The sequence below is a fragment of the Aeromonas enteropelogenes genome (assembly GCF_000819845.1).
Classification (GTDB): Bacteria; Pseudomonadota; Gammaproteobacteria; order Enterobacterales; family Aeromonadaceae; genus Aeromonas; species Aeromonas enteropelogenes.
Genome location: NZ_CDCG01000012.1, coordinates 17,683 through 33,651, shown reverse-complemented (window position 1 = coordinate 33,651; position 15,969 = coordinate 17,683). Strand labels below are relative to the sequence as shown.

Sequence of the window (15,969 nt, the reverse complement as noted above, 5' to 3'; positions counted from 1 at the left end):
TAATAATGGTCTGGTTCTTCCTATGCGTCGGCTTGCTCGTAGCCGGCTATTTCGTATACGGCAAATTCATCGAACGGATATTTGGCCCGAAACCCGAGCTGAAAACCCCCGCCATCACCATGGCGGACGGGGTTGACTATGTCCCCATGTCGGACAAGAAAGTCTATCTGGTCCAACTGCTCAACATCGCCGGCGTCGGCCCCATCTTCGGCCCCATCCTGGGTGCCCTGTATGGTCCGGTCGCCATGCTGTGGATCGTGTTTGGCTGCATCTTCGCCGGTGCGGTACACGACTACTTCTCCGGCATGCTGTCGGTGCGCGCCAAGGGCGCCTCGGTGCCGACCGTGGTCGGTGAGCACCTGGGCAACGCCGCCAAGCACTTCATGAACCTGTTCGCCGTGGTGCTGCTGATGCTGGTGGGCGTGGTGTTCGTGCTGAGCCCGGCGGGCCTGCTGGCCAACCTGACCTCCACCGATCTGGTCTACTGGATCATGGCCATCTTCGCCTACTACATCCTGGCGACCATAGTGCCCATCGACAAGATCATCGGCCGCTTCTACCCCATCTTCGGCGCACTGCTGGTGTTCATGTCGGTCGGCCTCATCATCGGCCTCATCGTCTCCGGCAAGGGCTTCTACAACACAGGGATGGACTTCTCCAACCTGCACCCGACCGATCTGCCCCTGTGGCCGCTGCTCTTCATCACCATCGCTTGTGGTGCTGTGTCCGGCTTCCACGCCACCCAGTCCCCGCTGATGGCGCGCTGCATGCAGAACGAAAAATCCGGCCGCTTCATTTTCTACGGAGCCATGATCGGTGAAGGCATCATCGCCCTCATCTGGTGCACCCTGGGTCTCTCCTTCTACGACAGCACAGAAGCGCTCAACGCCACCCTGGCAAGCGGCGGTCCCTCTGCCGTGGTACACGAAGTCTCCACCAGCCTGCTTGGCACCGTTGGCGGCATCCTGGCCATCCTCGGCGTAGTGATCCTGCCCATCACCTCGGGTGACACCGCGTTTCGCAGCGCCCGCCTCATCGTGGCGGATTTCCTGAACCTGACCCAGAAGCCGATGGCCAAGCGTCTGCTGATCGCCATCCCCATGTTTGTCCTTGGTTTCATCATCTCCAAGGCCGAGTTCGGGGTGATCTGGCGCTACTTCGGCTGGGCCAACCAGACCACTGCCGTCATGATGCTGTGGGCCGCTGCCGCCTACCTCATCAAAGAGGGCAAGCTGCACTGGGTATGCACCATCCCGGCCATGTTCATGACTGCCGTGGTGTTCACCTACCTGGCCAACGCCCCCATCGGTTTTGGTCTGGAGATGGGTATCTCCACCATCATCGGTCTGGTCGCCACCGCCGTGATCACCGCCACCTTCCTGATCAAGTTCCGCCAGCCACTGGTGAGCCAGACCAGCGAAAGTTGACGCAAATAACACCTGAATCAAAAGGGGGCCCGTGCGGCCCCCTTTTTGATGAAAACAATATTAACGCCCTTCCTTGAAAACCCCATCCCAAATCAGGCTTTGCGCATTATCATGGCGGGCGATATCACGTTAACGATGTGATTATTAATTGCTTTAGTGGCAACAAAAACCAATTATCAATGGGTGCTCAAGCCGCCGGAGGTCTACATGTCCCTTGATTACTTTGCACTCGGTCTGCTCGTGTTTGTCGGGTTGGTCATCTTCTACGGCATTATCGTGATCCACGATATTCCCTACGAGATAGCCAAGCACCGCGACCACCCCCATCAGGACGCCATTCATGTCGCCGGTTGGGTCAGCCTCTTCACCCTCCATGTCCTCTGGCCCTTTCTCTGGATCTGGGCAACCCTCTACCGCCCTGATCGCGGCTGGGGCTTCAACAAGCGTCTGGCAAAGGATGAAGAGGAACTCGCCGCCCTCAGGGAAGAGCTGGCCGAGCTGAAAAACCGCCTCAACCATATCGAACAGAGCGAACAAAAGGGATAAGCCATGGACCTGCTACTGATCCTGACCTACACGGCCATCTGTGTGGCCATCTTCAAAATCTTCCGTATCCCGCTCAACAAGTGGACAGTACCGACGGCGGTACTCGGGGGCGTGTTGATCATCGGCACCCTGATCATGCTGATGAACTACAACCACCCCTACTCCGAAATGGCGCGCAACTACTATATCTCCACCCCTATAGTGCCGCTGGTGAAGGGGCGCGTCGTGGAAGTGCCCGTCAAACCGAACCAGCAGGTCAAACAGGGGGACGTGCTGTTTCGCATCGACGACACGCCGTTCAAGCAGCAGGTTGCCAGCCTGCAGGCCCGCCTGCAGTCAAACCAGGATCACATCAAGTCCATCGACGCACGCCTGCGCTCCGCCCGGCTGGATCGTGACCGCGCCCAGGAGCTGCTGCGCCGCGGCATCGGCAAGCAGCGGGATCTCGACGTGAGCCAGGCCAATGTCGACGATCTGGTCTCCCAGCTCGATCAGCAGCGGGCCCTGGTCAACGACGTGCAGGCCCAGCTGGAGAAAGCCCGCTATGACCTCGAGCAGACGGTGGTGCTTGCCCCCTCCGACGGCTTCGTGCTGCAACTGGCGCTGCGCCCGGGCATGATTGCCACCCCCTACCTCTATCGTCCCGTCATGACCTTCGTGCACCAGAGCGAGAACTACTACGTGGGCTGGTTCTGGCAAAACAGCATGCAGCGACTGGAAGTCGGCGACGAGGCCGAAGTGGTGATCGACGGCATTCCCGGCAAGATCTTCAAGGGCGAAGTCACTGTCGTGGTGCCCGCCATCGCCGCCGGTAACGTACAGGCCAACTCAGGTCTGCTGGACCAGAGCACCGCCCAGCGCCCGGGTCGCTTGCCGGTCACCATCAAGATCACCGACCCCGAGTGGTCCAAGTATCAGGTGATCGCCGGTGCCAGCGGCCAGGCGGCCATCTACACCCACCACTTCCACCATGTTTCCATCATGCGCAAAGTGCTGCTGCGGATGGCGAGCTGGCTCAACTACCTGTTCCCCTTCCACTAAGCTTCGTTGTCACCTCCTGTCCAGAGGGCCGCACTTGCCGGCCCTCTGTTTTTAAGCCAGACATTTAAAAACCGAATCCCTATAATGGCGCCATCTTGCAGCAGCCAGTCTCCCCATGTTCGTTCTCAGACCCTATCAAACCGACGCCGTCAACGCCGTCATCAGCCACTTTCGCAAACATCCGGATCCCGCCGTCATCGTGCTGCCCACCGGGGCCGGCAAGAGTCTTGTGATCGCCGAACTGGCGCGAAAAGCCCGCGGCCGGGTGCTGGTGCTGGCTCACGTCAAGGAGCTGGTGGAGCAGAACCACGCCAAGTACGAGGCCTGGGGGCTCAAGGCCGACATCTTCGCCGCCGGACTGTCTCGCAAGGAAGCCAGCGCCCAGGTGGTGTTCGGCTCGGTGCAGTCGGTGGCGCGCAATCTGGATGCGTTTGATGGGGCGTTTTCCCTGCTTATCATCGACGAGTGCCACCGGGTGTCGCTGGATGACGAGAGCCAGTACCATCAGGTGATCGACCATCTCAAGGCCGCCAATCCGGCGCTCAAGATCCTGGGTCTCACCGCCACCCCCTACCGGCTCGGCCTTGGCTGGATTTACCGGCGTCACTACCACGGCATGGTGCGCAGCCACGGTGATCGGCTGTTTGGCGACTGCGTGTTCGAGCTGCCCCTGCGTTTCATGGTGAAAAACGGCTACCTGACCCCACCGCGCCTGATTGATGCCCCCATAGTCCACTACGACTTCAGCAAGCTGGTACCGCGGGAAAACGGCCTGTTCAGCGAGGCGGATCTCAACGGCGAGCTCAAGCGTCAGGAGCGGGTCACCCCCCATATTCTGAGCCAGGTACTGGAGTATGCCGCCGAGCGCCAGGGGGTGATGATCTTCGCCGCCACCGTCGAACACGCCCGGGAAATTCACGGCCTGCTCGGAGCCAAAGGAGAGAAAGCGGCCCTGATCACCGGCGAAACCCCGGGGCCGGAACGCGATGCCCTTATCAGCGCGTTCAAGGCCCGCGAACTCAAGTTTCTGGTCAACGTGGCGGTGCTCACCACCGGCTTTGACGCCCCCCATGTCGATCTTATCGTGATGCTCAGACCCACCGAGTCGGTGTCGCTCTACCAGCAGATAGTGGGGCGCGGCCTACGCCTGTCACCGGGCAAAACCGATTGTCTGGTGCTCGATTATGCCGGCAACAACTTCAACCTGTTTGCCCCCGAGGTGGGGGAGCCCAGGCCCCACGCCGGCACCGAGCCAGTGCAGGTGCCCTGCCCCGCCTGCGGCTTTGCCAACACCTTCTGGGGCAAGACTGACGAAGATGGCAAGGTCATAGAGCACTACGGCCGCCGCTGTCAGGGGTTGTTTGAAGATGACGAGGGCCACCGCGAGGAGTGTGACTACCGCTTTCGTGCCAAGATCTGCCCCGCCTGCGGGGCTGAGAACGACATCGCCGCCCGCCGCTGCCAGAGCTGCGATCAGCTGCTGGTGGATCCGGACGACAAGCTTAAAGAAGCGCTCAATCTCAAGGACTGCATGGTGATCCGCTGCGCCGGCCTCACCCTGGCCGCTGGCCGTGGCAAACAGGGGGAGCGGCTGGAGGTGACCTATCACGACGAGGATGGCCTTACCCTCTGCGAATACTTCGCTTTTCACTCCGTCGGCGCGCGGCGCTTGTTTCAACAGCGCTTTGTGCGTCATCATTGGCCCGCCCCGGGGCTGGAGCCCGAATTTGCCACCCTGGAGAGCGTGCTGGCCGCATCCGGCCAGTTCCGTCACCCGGATTTCGTCATCGCTCGCAAGTCAGGACGGTTTTGGCAGGTGAAAGAGAAAATTTTTGATTATGACGGCCGGTATCGAACTGCCAACGCCCTCTATTGAGGACGAGCGCCGGTCGGCAGATGAACATCGTCGATTATCAGAGTCGGTACTCCACTGCCGACGCCCTTCATCAAGTTTGAGGATCCTATGCTGCGGCTGTTGATTGGTTTTTGCGCCCTCGTTTCCATGGCGGTTCACGCCACCCCGCTCACCCCGCCCAAGGGTGGCCAGTACGCCATCATAGTGCAGGGCAACAACGGCATTGAGTTTGCCCGCAACGCGGATGACATGATTGCCCCCGCCTCTACCATGAAGGTGCTGACCGCCCTGGCCGCCCGCCTGGAGCTGGGTGCCGACTTCCGCTTCGCCACCGACATCCAGGCCGAGCCCGGTGCCAAGCAGGGCAACGCCATCAACGGCGATATCTGGATCAACTTCGTCGGCGACCCCACCCTGTCGAAAATGGATCTGCTGGCCCTGTTCAAGCAGCTCGGCATCAACCGCATCAATGGCAATGTCTACGTCAATACCGGCGCCTACAACGGCTACGAGCGCGGCAATGGCTGGTCGTGGGGGGATCAGACCCTCTGCTTCGCAGCTCCTGTTTCCTCCGTCATCATCGACAAGAACTGCGCCTACGCCACCATCACCGCCACCCAGATCGGCAAGCCGGCGGTGGGCAATGTCGCCAAAGGCGTCGCCATCGGTGTCGGTGCCGACAACGTGGAGGTGATGAGCTATGGCGACATGGCGCGCCAGTTCTGCGCTCTGGAGGTGGACATGGCCAAGGGCAACTTCTATGAGCTCAAGGGCTGTATCACCCCGAACAAGGAGCCCCAGGGGCTGCGTTTTGCCATCCATGACGTGGAAGCCTGGGGCTGGGACAATATCCGCTGGGCGATGGACAGGGCCGGCATCAAGCACGACGGTCTGCTGCGGATCACCCATAAGGCACCGGTCGGTGCCCAGACCCTGGCGACCCACTACTCGGTCTCCCTGCCCATCATGCTGGCCAAGATGCTGAAGAAATCGGACAACCTCTACGCCGACACCTTCCTGAAAACCGTTGGCCGCCACTACTACAACAAGCCGGGCAGCTATCGCAGCGGCACCATGGCGGTGCGCGCCATCCTCACCAAGCACGGCATTGACCTTGGCAACGCCACCCTGGCCGACGGCTCCGGCCTCTCTGCTCACAATCTCATCAGCGCCCGCCAGATGCTGTCGGTGCTGAACTTCATCCAGAAAAATGATGCCGAGCTCGACTTCATCAAGCTGCTACCAAGCTCCCAGGTCGATGGCACCCTGGCCTGGCGACGCAGCGTCACCGCCCCCATGATGAAAAACAAGGTCCATGCCAAGACGGGCACCATCACAGGCACCTCCAACCTGGCGGGCTTTATCGACACCGCCGGTGGCCAGCGCAAGGCCTTCGTCATCTTCCAGCGCGGCCTGTCGCAGGATCCGGCCACTCACGAGCGCTATCGTGCCAGCAAGGCGCCCTGGCCCTGGACCGTGTTCGAAAAAGGCGTGCTGGAGAGCATCTATCAGCAGCAACCCATCCAGATTGCCGCCCAGTAACAGACCCAGTCACAACAGGGGCAGCGGTAAGGCTGCCCCGATAACCCATAGCCTGCTTGAAATGGCGAGCCAAAGCGCTTCTCGATGGCTCGCCACACAGGGTTGAGCCGATAGAGCCACTCGCAGCAGGGTATCGACAATTTCAGCTTTAAGTCAGCACGAGGCGAGGCTATGCTGGGCCCAGCCTCAATTAACGACCCCATAACGGAGAGATAAGATGTTTGCAGTGATTTTTGGTCGCCCGGGTTGCCCCTATTGTGTCCGTGCCAAGCAGATCGCCGAGCAGCTGGTCGAGCAGCGCGACGATTTCAAATTCCGCTACGTGGATATCCATGCAGAAGGCATCACCAAGGAAGATCTGGCCAAGAGCGCCGGCAAGCCGGTCAATACCGTGCCGCAGATCTTTCTGGACGAGCAGCACATCGGTGGCTGCACCGATTTCGAAGCCTACGCCAAAGAGCATCTGGGCCTCTACCAGTAATTCCTGCGGATCATCCCGTGCTGGCAAGCCGCCAGCAGCGTATAAAAAATCCGGCGCCAATGGCGCCGGATTTTTTTATGAGGCAATCGCGGATCAGGGGGTCAGCGACTGGGCCGCAAAGCGGGCGATGATGGGATTGTGATCGGAGGAATCGGTCGCGGGCGAGCTCACCTCCACCAGGTCCAGATTGCGGTAGTAGAGGTGATCGAGCGGGCGGCCGAAAGCGGTGCGGCGCAAGTCAGGCACGGGCACGGCCTCCTGCAGGCCCAGCTCGTCCACCAGCTTGTTTAACCAGAACTGGCGCTTGTCGCTCCAGGTGTTGAAGTCCCCGGCCAGGATCACCGGCCCCTGATGGCGGCGCACCAGGGCGGTCAGATCGTTGAGCTGCTCGCGGAAGGTGGCCATCCCCAGCTCGAAGTTGACCGCATGGAGGTTGATCACCAGCACGCCGTCAGGATCGCCCTGTAGTGGATAGAGGCTCACCAGCCCGGATTTGGGGATGCGCAGCAGCGGCTCGGGGGAGCGCACGCCACAGACGAACGCCTGCGGGGTCTTGGCCACCGTCATCACGCCAAACGAAACCGAACCCTGGGTAAAGGCTTGCAACTGCTGCCACTGGAAATTGCCGGCGCGCAGCCAGTCGAGCATCTCGGGACGGGTCGCCGACTCTTGCAAGAGCACCAGATCCTGCCCCTTGGCGTACTGGTCCATCCCCTCGCGCCAGTTCTTGCGCTGTCCCTTGTAGAGATTCCATACGGTAATACCGAATTCACGCGGCAGCGCCGTGGTCGCCAGCGCCACCAATGGCGGGCGCTGGCAATCGAGATCCGGCACGATTCCTTGCGCGGTCACCAGATGGTTCTGATCCGGCACGTCGAAACAGCCCACCAACCCCAGGGTCAGCAGAGAGGTACCCAAAATGCGATAACTATTTTTCATTGGCTACTTTGCATTGTGCTGTGACCATCACAAACGTCATGAGTGCCGACTAAGCTGATAAGTTCCCGTTCCGCTCAACCAGGAGGAGATGCCCCCATGGCGAAAGAACTCAGGTACAACGTGACGTTTTATGATCAACAAGGAAATTGTCATCAAGTGGAACTTGCCACCGTCTACCAGATCAGACGGGACCCGCAGTGCGATCTCTGCCTGTTTGACACCCTGCAATACGTCGGGTCGGAAGAGATGCTGGAACGCATGATACGGCAAAAAACCGGGCTTGAGCAGGAAATATCCATCATCAATGCCCGGTTGCTCTGATCACTCGCTCACCGGAACCGGGCGGGATTTGCCGTTTTCGTCGATGGCGACGTAGGTAAAGACCCCCTCGGTCACGCAGTAACGCTGGGCGTCGTTTTCACGCAGCACCGGCTTGACCCACACCTCCAGCTTGAGCTTCATGGAGCTGCGGCCGATCTTCATGCAGCGGCCGTAGCAGCAGACCACGTCCCCTACTTTAACCGGGCTGTGAAAGGTCATGCCCTCGACGGATACGGTACAAATACGTCCCTTTGCCAGCTCCTTGGCCATGATGCCCCCACCTATATCCATCTGGGACATGATCCAGCCACCAAAGATGTCGCCATTGGGGTTGGTATCGGCTGGCATCGCCAGAGTTCTCAGCAACAGCTCCCCATCGGGGTGACGTTGTGTATCTACCATCATTACTGCCTCTCTCTCATGGATGGGCGGCATGATAGGGGGCGATCTGCCCCTTGGCAAACCTCAATTGCCACGGGCCGCCAGCTCGGCAAACCAGTGGGCCGGATCGGGCCAGCGATAGTTGAATCCCAGTTGCTCGCAGATGCGCAGCCCGTCGATGGGCAAAAACGCCCCGGCAGGCTCGATAAACACCGGCGCGGGCAGCCCCAGCTGGCGCGCGGCAAAGGGATAGAACTGCTCGCGGCGCGGATGAACCGGCGCGCTCAGGTTGTAGGCATCCCCATCCTTGCCCCGCTCAAGCAACAGCAGGCAGGCGGCCACCACATCGTCCAGATGCACCAGATTGACCGCCTGGGCGCCCCCCTCCAGGGTCTTGCCCGCGAGGAAACGGCCAGGATGGCGATCCGGGCCATAAAGGCCGGAGGGGCGCACTATCATCACGCACTCGAAACCGGCCGCCTGCACCGCCTGCTCCGCCGCCAGCATCCGCTCGCCACGGGCATGACGCGGCTTGGGTTGCTCACCCTCCGCTTGGCCTGCGCCCCATACCGAGGTGGCACTGACAAACAGCACTCGCCGGGTGCCGTGCGCTTTGGCAAGCTGACAGGCCTTTGCCACCGCTTGCGGATAGTCGTCGGTCTTGCTGGGGGGTACGCAGATCACCAGGGTCTCGCAGGGAATGGGCCACTGGCCTTTGATATCAGCCGCGGACATGTCGGCTAAGGTCAGGTCGGCAGAGGCCATATTGGCCGAGATAGTCAGCGGATGGGCATTGATCCCCTCCCCCTGCAGACGGGCCGACTTCTCGGCGCTGCTGACCGTCACGGTTACCTGCTTGCCTGCTGCCAACAGGGCTCGCGCCAGCGGCAGCCCAAGCCACCCCGCCCCCAGAATGCCGATCGTCCCGGATATATGTTGCTCTGTCATTATCGCCTTCTCCTGCTTGACGCTGTGTGCTCCGCAGCTTACCTGCCTTGGAGGGAAAAGAAAGCCTTAGCCTGCAGATAGATAAATGCCGCCAAGGTGGCGGAATATTAGTGTGCTATATTGGGCAGCATCGTAGGATTCCATATCGAGAATCAGTTATTCAAAAACCTTTTCTTCGATTACACCCAAACCATTAAACCTTATCCCGTAGAGATAAAAGTCAGACTTAATATGAAGTCACTAAGAAAAATTTGGCGTGTTGCTAGGTATTTCCACGAAGCCACATTTCTATGATGTGCCATGACATATAGAATATTACGCCAACAATAAAAAGTATGAATTGTAGCTGACCATAACGGTTTGCACGACCATTGTTTATTTCCATAGCAGCGCTAGCACCTTGATATGCAGCTTCAATTAGTTGTGGATGACTACCTACTGCAGGATGATTTCCATTCTTAATCTTAAACATTTCAAAGTTTGTAAACAGTGTCGCACTAGCATACTCCAAGTGAAAACAACCAAAGAAAAAACTTAACCCCCATGTTAACACACTAATCCCCAATGGTATCTGAGAGAGAGCTAATGACATACCTTGAGTCTGATTCATAGCAAAACCTATAGCTGCCCCAACAGCAGCTAGAAGAAAATACACATATTTATCTTGTGAAGTGCGGACCTGTCTGTACAACTCCATTTCCTGCTCAGATACCATAAAGCCTCCTCTTACACATAAGGACAAATTGAATCAGCACCATGCCAACTAATCCGAATAAAAACCAGCATTAATAGCGCTCCTTTAAACTTTTTCCACCGACCCTCTCACTGCATGGTTAATTTGCTGACCTATACGGACAACTAGTTCACTTTGCCTATCATATTCACGGTGCAAGAACTCGTTGACAGTAACAGAATCATGCATTTCAAAAGGTAAAAAAGTTGTCTGATAAATATCTACACCGGTTTTATTCGCATCATACGTCAGTTTGGATAATATATTTGAACGGTGTTTCGTGTGATTCACTAAATCGTGAAGATATATATAATCCTCGTGCTCTGTCAGTAAAATCAAGAGATTCATCAACGCATCAGGCACGCCAACCTTTTCAAGGCTTTTTTTGTACGATAAAGATTTATTTTATCCAACTTAATTAATGTGTCACTTCTAAGGTTAAGACCAAAAGAATAATATAAAACATGAGCTAAAAAATCAGTTGCACTGTGTAAATTTTTCAGTAAAGCAAATACATTTGCTCGGTAAGCTAATTTAAATTCATGTTCTGTGTTCAAAACATCAGCATCTTCCGTTAGGATTAATCTAACATAATCATGTGCAGAGTTTTTTCCTACCATATGTTCTTGAAGGTGTCGCTGTATCTCGGCATAATGAAAACGAGAGAACTCTTGATTTTCAAAAATTGAATTCAAGGGCTCACTTAATGCATTACACTGCACTTCACCATATAATTTAAATACATCATCCTTTAATGCTTTTATGTGCCAAACCGATTTCATCACCTTAGTGCTCCAACATACTAACATGCAAAAACATATAGAAATATATTAAAAAATGATTTTTGTCTAGAATGTATCTCATACTTCAACATATTATTAATTACTTTCAAGACTTAACTATAGGCACATTCAATATAGAGACTATTTAATTGGTAATTTTCTTCGAAAAACACACATGTCTCCCAATATAAAAAGCGGACCAATGGCCCGCTTGGTTATATTTCACTCACCCAATCCTCACACCGGCGGATGGAACTGGCTGGCCTCGCGGGTGGCCATCTCCTCGTAGGTGGCCCATTTCTGCCAAGCCACCTGTTGCGCCACCTGCATCAGCCGCTGCGCTTCCTCCGGGTGGCTCTGGGCCAGTACCCGGTAACGGGTCTCCCCGGCCCGGTAGTCGGCAAGCGGAATCGAGGGGCGCAGGCTGTCGAGGCTAAAGGGGTTCTGCCCTGCAGTGCGCAGTACCGGGTTGTAGCGCATCAGCGGCCAGTGACCGGAAGCCACGGCGCGTTTTTGCTGGGTCAGCCCCTGCTCCATATCGATGCCGTGAGCGATACAGTGGCTGTAGGCGATGATAAGGGACGGGCCCGGATAGGCCTCTGCCTCGCGCAAGACCTGCAGCGCCTGCTGCGGGTTGGCACCAAAGGCGATGCGAGCAACATAGACGTTGCCATAGGAGATGGCCTGCAATGCCACATCCTTTTTGGCCAGCGTCTTGCCCCCCGCCGCAAACTTGGCGACGGCACCGAGCGGCGTCGATTTCGACATCTGGCCGCCGGTGTTGGAGTAGACCTCGGTATCCATCACCAGCACGTTCACATCCCGCCCGGAGGCAAGCACATGATCGAGCCCTGCCGAGCCGATGTCATAGGCCCAGCCATCGCCGCCGATGATCCAGACCGAGCGGCGCACCAGTTGATCGATAAGCGAGAGCAGCTCCTGGGCCCGGCTTGATCTCACCTCTTCCAGTCGTTCGCGCACCTGCGCCACCCGGCCCCGCTGGGCGCGGATCTCCGACTCCAGCCGCTGCGGGGCATTGATGAGGGTGTCGACCAGCGTCTCCCCAAGCTCCCCCTTCATGGCCTGCAGCGCCGCCACCGCCTGGGCATGGTGCTGATCGGCGGTGAGGCGGAAACCAAAGCCAAACTCGGCGTTGTCCTCAAACAGGGAGTTCGACCAGGCCGGCCCCTTGCCCTCGTCATTCTTGGCCCAGGGGGTAGTGGGCAGGTTGCCGCCATAGATGGAGGAGCAGCCGGTGGCGTTGGCCACCAGCATGCGATCGCCAAACAGCTGGGTCAGCAGCTTGAGGTAAGGGGTCTCGCCACAGCCCGCGCAGGCGCCGGAGAACTCGAACAGGGGCTCGAGGAACTGGGCGCCGCGCACCGTGGAAAAATCCACCCGCTCGCGGGCAGGCCAGGGCAGGCTCTCGAACCAGTGCAGTGCCTGCTTCTGGCCAGCCAGATGCGGCGCCTTGTCCATCATGACGATGGCGCGCTCGCCTTCGTGCTCTTCATCGGCACCAGCCCGCACCGGGCAGGCCTGCACGCACTGGCCGCAACCGGTGCAATCCTCCGGATAGAGCTGCAAGGTGTAGCGGCTGTCGGGAAAGCCCCTCGCTGTCACCGGCACCGACTGGGCCGCCTCGGGGGCGCTCGCCAGCCAGTCCTGGTGATAGAACTTGGCCCGCAGCGCCGCGTGGGGGCAGACGAAGACACAGTTGCCGCACTGGATGCAGATATCCGAATGCCAGATAGGGATCTCGCGGGCGATATCCCGCTTCTCGAAGCGACTGGTGGCGGTGGGGTAAGTGCCATCCACCGGCAGCATGGAGACGGGGATCAAATCGCCGCGCCCCGCCAGCATCTCGCCTGTGACCCGCTGGACAAACTCGCTGCCGCCGGGGGCCAGGGGCAGCGGATAGTCACCCGCCTCGTCCTCCCCGTCCGGAATGCTCACCCGGTAGAGGTGGGCCAGGGTATCGTCCACCGCCGCGAAGTTGCGCGCCACCACCTCGGGCCCCTTGCGGGCATAGCTCTTCTCGATGCTCTCCTTGATGAGCGCGATCGCCTCATCCCGCGGCAAGATGCCGGCCAGGGCGAAGAAGCAGGTCTGCATCACTGTGTTGATGCGATTGCCCATGCCGTTTTGCTCGGCCACTCTATCCCCGTCGATGCAGTAGAGCTGGATATTGAGGGCCCGGATGCGGGCGCGCAGCCGCTCGGGCAGCTGCTCCCACACCATATCGGCCTCAAAAGGCGCGTTAAGCAGCAGGGTTGCCCCCTCGGCGGCGTGCTCCAGCAAGTCCACCGATTCCACAAAGCTCCACTGGTGGCAGCCGATAAAGCTCGCCTGCTCGATAAGCCAGGGGGCGTCGATGGGCTCGGGGCCAAAGCGCAGGTGGGAGACGGTGCGCGAGCCCGACTTCTTGGAGTCGTAGACGAAGTAGCCCTGGGCGTGGAAGCCCTCCAGCTCGCCGATGATCTTGATGCTGTTCTTGTTGGCGCCGACCGTGCCATCGGCGCCAAGGCCAAAGAACAGTGCTCGCACCCGGCTCGCGGGCTCCAGATCGCCGATGGGGTGCCAGGCAAGACTGAGGCCGGAGACGTCATCCACTATGCCCACGGTAAAGCGCGGGCGCGGCGCATCGGATGCCAGCTCCTCAAACACGGCGGCGCACATGGCGGGGGTGAACTCCTTGGAAGACAAACCGTAGCGACCGCCACTGAGCCAGGGCAGGCGATTGATAAGGCCTCGTTGCAAGCCGTCAATCAGCGCACTTTGCACATCCAGCAGCAGGGGCTCGCCGCCAGCGCCCGGCTCCTTGGTGCGATCCAGCACGGCGATGCGGCGCACGCTTCCGGGTAGGGCATCGAGCAGCGCCTGCACCGGGAAGGGGCGATAGAGGCGCACCACCAGCACCCCGGTCTTGCGATCCTGCCGGTTGAGCCAATCCACCGTGGTGCGAGCGGTGGCCGCCCCCGAGCCCATCAGCACGATGACGTCGGTGGCATCGGGGGCGCCGTGATACTCCACCAGCTGGTAGTGGCGGCCGGTCAGCTTGCCAAGGCTCTCCATGCACTGCTGCACCCGGGCCGGCACCGCCTCGTAGAAGGGGTTGACGCTCTCGCGGGACTGGAAATAGGTATCCGGGTTCTGGGCCGTGCCACGCATCACCGGATGATCCGGGTTCAGCGCCCGGGCGCGGTGGGCACGCACCCAGTCGTTGTCGATAAGGGCGCGGATCTCGTCCCGGTGCAGGGCGACTATCTTGTTCACCTCGTGGGAGGTGCGAAAACCGTCGAAGAAGTGGATGAAGGGCACCCGGCACTGCAGGGTGACGCTGTGAGCGATAAGGGCCAGATCCTGCGCCTCCTGCACAGAGCCGGAGGCGAGCATGGCAAAACCGGTGCTGCGCGCCGCCATCACGTCCTGATGGTCACCGAAGATAGATAGCCCCTGGGCCGCCAGGGAACGGGCCGCCACATGAAACACCGCTGAGGTCAATTCGCCTGCGATCTTGTACATGTTGGGCAGCATCAGCATCAGCCCTTGACTCGCGGTGAAGGTGGTGGCGAGCGCCCCCGCCTGCAGGGCGCCGTGGACCGTACCGGCCGCCCCCCCTTCGCTCTGCATCTCCACCACAGTGGGGATGTTGCCCCAGAGGTTGGTCTGCCCCTCCGCCGCCCAGGCATCGGCCAGCTCGGCCATGGTCGAGCTCGGGGTGATGGGGTAGATGGCACACACTTCGCTCAGCTGGTACGCCACCCGGGCTGCGGCCTCGTTGCCGTCAACCATGATCAGTTCGTGTTTCATAGGGACTCCTGTGGTTGGCGCAGCTCGATGGCGTGGCAGGGACACTGGTCGTGGCAGGCGCCGCAGCCGGTGCAGCGCCCGGCATCCACCCGATAACCATGGCCCGGCCCCAGTTTCTCGATGGCCTGCTCGGGGCAGCTGCCGTAACAGCCGTCACACTCGAAGCAGTTGCCACAGGAGTAGCAGCGCGCCGCCTCGTAGCGGGCCGCCGTTTCGTCCAGCCCGCCGATGATCTCGCCAAAGTCGTCCCGCGCCCAGGTCGGTTTCACCGGCTGGCTGCTGGCGGGCGCATGGGTCTGGAACCAGAGCTGCAACTGCTCCGGCCCCACCAGCGGATAGGAGAGCATCTTCTGGTAGTGGCGCCCCCGCAGCCAGGCATCCATATGGCGCGCCGCCTTCTTGCCATGGCCGGTGGCAATGGTGACGGTGCGCTCGGAGGGCACCATGTCGCCGCCGGCAAAGAGGCCCGGTACGTCGGTCATCAGGTTTTCGCCAACCTGCACCACCCCATCCCGGTTGACCCGCACGCCCGGGATGCTCTCCAGCACGGAAAGATCTACCTCCTGACCCAGCGCCAGAATGAGGGAGTCCGCTTCCAGAGTCTCGAACTGGCCGGTAGGCACCGGCTTGCCCTCTGCATCCAGCGCCATCACCTCCACCTCTATGTTGGTGTTGTCGAGCTGGCGAATGCTGCGCAGCCAGTTGATCTTGATCCCCTCCTCCTCGGCCTCGTCGGCCTCGAAGGCGTGGGCCGGCATATGATCCCGGTCGCGGCGATAGATGATCATCGCCTCCTCGACCCCAAGCCGGCGGGCGGTGCGGGCCGCATCCATGGCGGTGTTGCCGCCACCATAGATGGCCACCCGGCGCCCCAGTTTGGGTAGCGGCAGCCCCTGCTCTTCGGCCAGGCTTGCCTGCTCGAGAAAGCTCACCGCATCGAGGATCTTGCCCGCCTCCCGGGCCGGAATATCTACCCGCTTGGCCAGATGGGCGCCGATGGCCATAAAGACGGCGTCAAATCCTCCTTCGTCACGCTCGCGCAGCACATCCTCTACCTTGTGGTTGAGGGTTAGCGTCACCCCGGCGGCCAGAATGCGGGCCACCTCCCGATCCAGCACGTCGCGGGGCAATCGATAGGCGGGGATGCCAAAGCGCAGCAT

The 15,969-nt window shown here is 59.6% G+C and carries 14 protein-coding genes; 7 read left to right on the top strand and 7 right to left on the bottom strand.

The genetic code is table 11. The features are described from left to right. Positions 1 to 5: 5 nt before the first annotated feature. The 6 genes from BN1123_RS04490 to BN1123_RS04465 all read left to right on the top strand — a co-directional run bounded on the left by BN1123_RS04490 (position 6) and on the right by BN1123_RS04465 (position 6,892). Positions 6 to 1,427, top strand: coding sequence for a carbon starvation CstA family protein (locus BN1123_RS04490; RefSeq protein ID WP_042025591.1), 1,422 nt, complete (start codon positions 6 to 8; stop codon positions 1,425 to 1,427). A 207-nt stretch (positions 1,428 to 1,634) separates the two neighbouring features. Next, on the top strand, positions 1,635 to 1,973 hold the full coding sequence (locus tag BN1123_RS04485) for a DUF3302 domain-containing protein (RefSeq protein WP_026457466.1): 339 nt from the start codon (positions 1,635 to 1,637) through the stop codon (positions 1,971 to 1,973). Between the two features lie 3 nt (positions 1,974 to 1,976). Then, on the top strand, positions 1,977 to 3,014 hold the full coding sequence (locus BN1123_RS04480) for an HlyD family secretion protein (protein ID WP_026457467.1): 1,038 nt from the start codon (positions 1,977 to 1,979) through the stop codon (positions 3,012 to 3,014). Between the two features lie 115 nt (positions 3,015 to 3,129). Then, positions 3,130 to 4,890, top strand: a complete 1,761-nt coding sequence (locus BN1123_RS04475) for a DNA repair helicase RadD (RefSeq protein WP_042025589.1) — start codon at positions 3,130 to 3,132, stop codon at positions 4,888 to 4,890. Between the two features lie 87 nt (positions 4,891 to 4,977). Further along, positions 4,978 to 6,411 (top strand): D-alanyl-D-alanine carboxypeptidase/D-alanyl-D-alanine endopeptidase, encoded by a 1,434-nt coding sequence (gene dacB / locus BN1123_RS04470; protein ID WP_042025588.1) that lies wholly within the window; start codon positions 4,978 to 4,980, stop codon positions 6,409 to 6,411. A gap of 217 nt (positions 6,412 to 6,628) precedes the next feature. Next, a complete protein-coding gene (locus BN1123_RS04465) occupies positions 6,629 to 6,892 on the top strand; it encodes a GrxA family glutaredoxin (RefSeq protein ID WP_026456982.1) in 264 nt (87 codons plus the stop codon). A 93-nt stretch (positions 6,893 to 6,985) separates the two neighbouring features. Here the strand turns inward: BN1123_RS04465 and BN1123_RS04460 are convergent, their stop codons facing one another. Further along, positions 6,986 to 7,831, bottom strand: coding sequence for an endonuclease/exonuclease/phosphatase family protein (locus BN1123_RS04460; RefSeq protein ID WP_042025586.1), 846 nt, complete (start codon positions 7,829 to 7,831; stop codon positions 6,986 to 6,988). Between the two features lie 96 nt (positions 7,832 to 7,927). Between BN1123_RS04460 and BN1123_RS04455 the strand changes: the two genes are divergently transcribed. After that, positions 7,928 to 8,152, top strand: a complete 225-nt coding sequence (locus tag BN1123_RS04455; protein WP_026458683.1) for a hypothetical protein — start codon at positions 7,928 to 7,930, stop codon at positions 8,150 to 8,152. On the opposite strand, the gene yciA is transcribed toward BN1123_RS04455, so the two are convergent. The 6 genes from yciA to BN1123_RS20740 all read right to left on the bottom strand — a co-directional run. Then, positions 8,153 to 8,557: an acyl-CoA thioester hydrolase YciA gene (yciA, locus tag BN1123_RS04450; protein ID WP_042025585.1), complete on the bottom strand. Its 405-nt coding sequence runs from the start codon at positions 8,555 to 8,557 to the stop codon at positions 8,153 to 8,155. Between the two features lie 60 nt (positions 8,558 to 8,617). Then, positions 8,618 to 9,481, bottom strand: a complete 864-nt coding sequence (locus BN1123_RS04445) for an NAD-dependent epimerase/dehydratase family protein (RefSeq protein ID WP_042025584.1) — start codon at positions 9,479 to 9,481, stop codon at positions 8,618 to 8,620. A gap of 262 nt (positions 9,482 to 9,743) precedes the next feature. Beyond that, the gene (locus BN1123_RS04440) at positions 9,744 to 10,196 is read right to left on the bottom strand and encodes a hypothetical protein (protein WP_042025583.1); all 453 of its coding nucleotides are present in this window, start codon (positions 10,194 to 10,196) and stop codon (positions 9,744 to 9,746) included. Between the two features lie 365 nt (positions 10,197 to 10,561). Continuing rightward, complete coding sequence (locus BN1123_RS21260; RefSeq protein WP_156130372.1) at positions 10,562 to 10,999, bottom strand: hypothetical protein; 438 nt, start codon at positions 10,997 to 10,999, stop codon at positions 10,562 to 10,564. Positions 11,000 to 11,233: 234 nt separating this feature from the next. Further along, the gene (nifJ, locus tag BN1123_RS04435; protein ID WP_042025582.1) at positions 11,234 to 14,809 is read right to left on the bottom strand and encodes a pyruvate:ferredoxin (flavodoxin) oxidoreductase; all 3,576 of its coding nucleotides are present in this window, start codon (positions 14,807 to 14,809) and stop codon (positions 11,234 to 11,236) included. Then, a partial coding sequence (locus tag BN1123_RS20740; RefSeq protein WP_042025581.1) for an FAD-dependent oxidoreductase occupies positions 14,806 to 15,969 on the bottom strand: 1,164 nt, incomplete at its 5' end. The genes nifJ and BN1123_RS20740, both read right to left, overlap by 4 nt.